The following is a 3410-nucleotide window of genomic DNA, read 5'->3' as shown; positions in this document are numbered from 1 at the left end:
ATGGACGCCGCCCCTCCCGCCCCCGAGGCTGGGAGGGAGCAGCGGAGGCCGGCCGGGTCGGGCGCCGGCCGGGTCAGGGAGCGCACGGTGGGGAAGCGAGACGGGACGGAGTCCCCGGAGCGCCCGGAGCGCGCGGCCTCGAACGTGCTGTGGCGCGCGGCCTGCTGGCTGCCCGCCCTGCTCCTCATCGCGGGCGAGGTCTTCGCCTTCCTCACCCCTCCCAACTACAACTCCGCCCCCTTCTTCTCCGCCGCCCCGCTCGTCGCCGCCTCCCTGCTCTCCGCCCGGGCCACCGCCGTGACGGCGGTGATCGCCGTGGTGGCGTCCGTGGACATCACCGTCCACCGCGGTTCACCGAGCACCGGCGAGTCGGTCACCGAGAACGTCACCGTGCTGACCGTCTCCCTGCTCGCCCTGGGCATCAACCGCGTGGTGCGGCGCAGCGACAGCCGCCTCCGCTCCGCCCGCGGCATCGCCGAGGCCGCGCAGCGGGCCGTCCTCCCCGCGCCGCCGGCCCGGCTCGACGGCCTGCGCGTCGCGGCCCGGTACGTCGCCGCACAGGCCGACGCCAGGATCGGCGGCGACTTGTACGCGGTCCAGGACACGCCGCACGGCGTCCGGCTGATGGTCGGCGACGTGCGCGGCAAGGGGCTGGGCGCCGTGGAGGCGGTGGCCGTGCTGATCGGGGCGTTCCGCGAGGCGGCGGAGGGGGAGCCGACGCTGGCCGGGGTGGCACGGCGGCTGGAACACGCGTTGCGGCGGGAGGGCGGCCGGAGGGCCGGCATCGACCAGTTCGAGGGCTTCACCACCGCCGTCCTGGCGGAGGTGCCGCACGGCGACGCCCCGGTCGTCCGCCTGGTCAACCGCGGCCACCCGCCCCCGCTGCTGGTGCACCCCGACGGGACGGTGGCCGAGGCCCCGCCGGACGCGCACGCCCTGCCGCTGGGGATGGGGGAGTTGGGCGAGTGGCCGGACCGGGTGGAGGAGCGCCCGTTCCCGCCGGGTGTGACGTTGCTGCTGTTCACCGACGGGGTGACGGAGGCGCGGGACGCCGCCGGTGACTTCTACGACCCCCGGCGGCGGCTGGCCGGGCGGCGGTTCCGGAGCCCGGACGCCCTGCTCGACCACCTGGTGGCGGACGTCGACCGGCACACGGGCGGGCACGGCGACGACGACATGGCCCTGCTGGCCGTTCGGCGTACCGAGCACCACCGGACCGAGCATCACCGTAACGATCACCACCGTAACGAGCAGCAGCGGACCGAGCACCGCCACCCGTCCGTACCGCGCCGCACTGCGGCCACGCTGCATAACGAGTGACACACCATCAGTCGATATCGTCCGCAGATCTTGCCAACCGGCCCGTGGATTCATGCTTTCGGCTTGGAAACAACCAGTGCTGTCTATTAACGTTCGATAACGCAGCGCGTTCCTCATACCGCCGCACAAAGCGGCACCGCGCGCTTTCGCCGAATCCCGTGGGTACGGGCCCGTGGGCACGAGAGGGGACCGGGGAACCACCAGCCCTCGGGATCGCACCGGGCCCTGCCCGGCCCGTAGGGGTCCACCCGCCCTGTCCCTCCCCGTTCCCGAACGACCCGGGAACCCCCACCGCCGATTGCGGCAGGCGAGAGGGAAGGAAAGGAGAGCGCCCCCGTGGCGTCCAACAGGTCCGCAGACGGAGACGGTTCGCACGGCTCCTGGGCGGAGTCCTCCTACGGGGACGAACCCGGCTCCTCCCCCGTCCCGCCCCCTCCCGGCGGTGTCGGCGGTCCGCCCGCCCCTCAGGGCGCGTACGACTTCTTCGACGCTCAGGGCTCGTTCGAGGCTTCCGGCTCCTATGACGCCGCCGGTTCCTACGGCGCTTCCGGTGCGTATGAGGCGTCCGGCGCTTCCGGTGCCTACGACGTCTCCGGTGGCCACGATGTCTCCGGTTCCCACGACGTCTATGGCGCCCACGAGGCATTCGATGCCTCGGACCCTTACGGGTCTTACGGGTACGCCGGGCCGGTGGACGGCCCGGTTCATCCGGAGGCGGAGGCCGGGGCGAGCCCGGAATCCGCGGCTCCGGCCGGGCCGGGCGAGGAGTACGAGCCCCCCGTCCGCGGTCGGCACCGGGTTCCCAAGCAGCGCGGCGGCTCCATGGCCCGCAGCGGCGCGGTCCTCGGCGTCGGCGTGATCGCCGCGGTCGGCGCGGGTGGCATGGCCAGCGCGCAGGAGCGGCCGGCGGCGATATCCGTGCCGGACGTCTCCCATCTGCCGGGCGTCGGTCCGTACCTGATCGACGACGGGGACGACGAGGAAGGCGGCGCTCCGGAAGCCGCCGCCGACCACTCCGTTACGGCCGCCCACTCCGCCGCACCCGGGGCTGGGGCGCCCGCCGAAGTCGCGGGCGCGGTCGCCGCCGCCGAGGCTTCCGACGCCTCCGACGCCGGTGAGGCCCTGCGCGCCCGCATCCTCCAGCAGGCCGACCGTCAGCAGCCTGCCGAGACAGCCCACGCCGAGACGGCCCACGCCGAGGCCGCGCACGAAGCGCACGAAGCGCAGGAGCGGGCCGCCGCGGACGCCCAGCGGATGGCGGCGGCAAGGGCCACCGCCGAGCGGAAGGCCCGGACCGCGGCGCAGGCGGCGCATGCCGCGACCGCCCACTCCACCACCGCGCACCCCACGACGTCGCAGCATGCCGACGGCGCGGCGCACGCCGGTCACCCGCACTCCGCCCCGCGGACCGGCGGGCAGGGAGCGAAGGCCCGGGCCGCGGCCGCCGCCGGTGCCCAGACCTCGGTGACCAAGGCTTCGAGCCGTGCCCAGGCCGAGGCGCGCCGCGCCGCCGAGCGGATCGAGACCGCCCGGGCGAAGCGGACCTACGTCATGCCGGTCTCCTCGTACCGGATCACCGCCCGTTACGGCCAGCACGGCGGCATGTGGTCGCACCGGCACACCGGCACGGACTTCGCCGCCCCCACGGGCAGTCCGGTCAAGGCGGTGCACGGGGGCCGGATCGTCCACGCCGGCTGGGCGGGTTCGTACGGCTACCGCATCGTGCTGCGTCTCGACGACGGGACGGAGGTGTGGTTCTGCCACCTGTCGTCCATGGTCGTGACCAAGGGCAAGGTCGCCGCGGGCCAGGTCATCGGCCGCGTCGGGGCGACGGGCAACGTCACCGGACCGCACCTGCACCTGGAGGTCCGGCCGCACGGCGGTCACCCCGTCGACCCGCTGCACTGGCTGCGGTCGAAGGGGCTGCGCCCGTAGGGGCTCCGGCCGCGCCCGCGGGGGTGCGGCTCCAGGCGTAGGGCTCCGGCCGGGGGAGGGACCGTCCGTTCCTCCCCCGGCCGTTCCCGTTCCTCCAGCCGTCCCTGGCCCCTCACCCGTCCCCACTGCCCTGGCTGTCCTCACCCATCCCACCC

2 protein-coding genes are annotated in these 3410 nt (G+C 74.9%); both read left to right on the top strand.

The features are described 5' to 3' along the window. Positions 1-87: 87 nt before the first annotated feature. Positions 88-1320 carry a PP2C family protein-serine/threonine phosphatase gene (locus tag ACSNOK_RS31855; RefSeq protein WP_436784270.1) on the top strand — a complete coding sequence of 411 codons (1233 nt, stop codon included), beginning with the start codon at positions 88-90 and terminating at the stop codon, positions 1318-1320. A gap of 336 nt (positions 1321-1656) precedes the next feature. After that, complete coding sequence (locus ACSNOK_RS31850) at positions 1657-3255, top strand: peptidoglycan DD-metalloendopeptidase family protein (RefSeq protein WP_436784269.1); 1599 nt, start codon at positions 1657-1659, stop codon at positions 3253-3255. The last annotated feature ends 155 nt before the right edge of the window (positions 3256-3410 follow it).

Source organism: Streptomyces sp. URMC 126 (assembly GCF_051386555.1).
Classification (GTDB): Bacteria; Actinomycetota; Actinomycetes; order Streptomycetales; family Streptomycetaceae; genus Streptomyces.
Note: the sequence above shows the minus strand (reverse complement) of the source record. Positions and strands in the feature narration are given on the sequence as shown.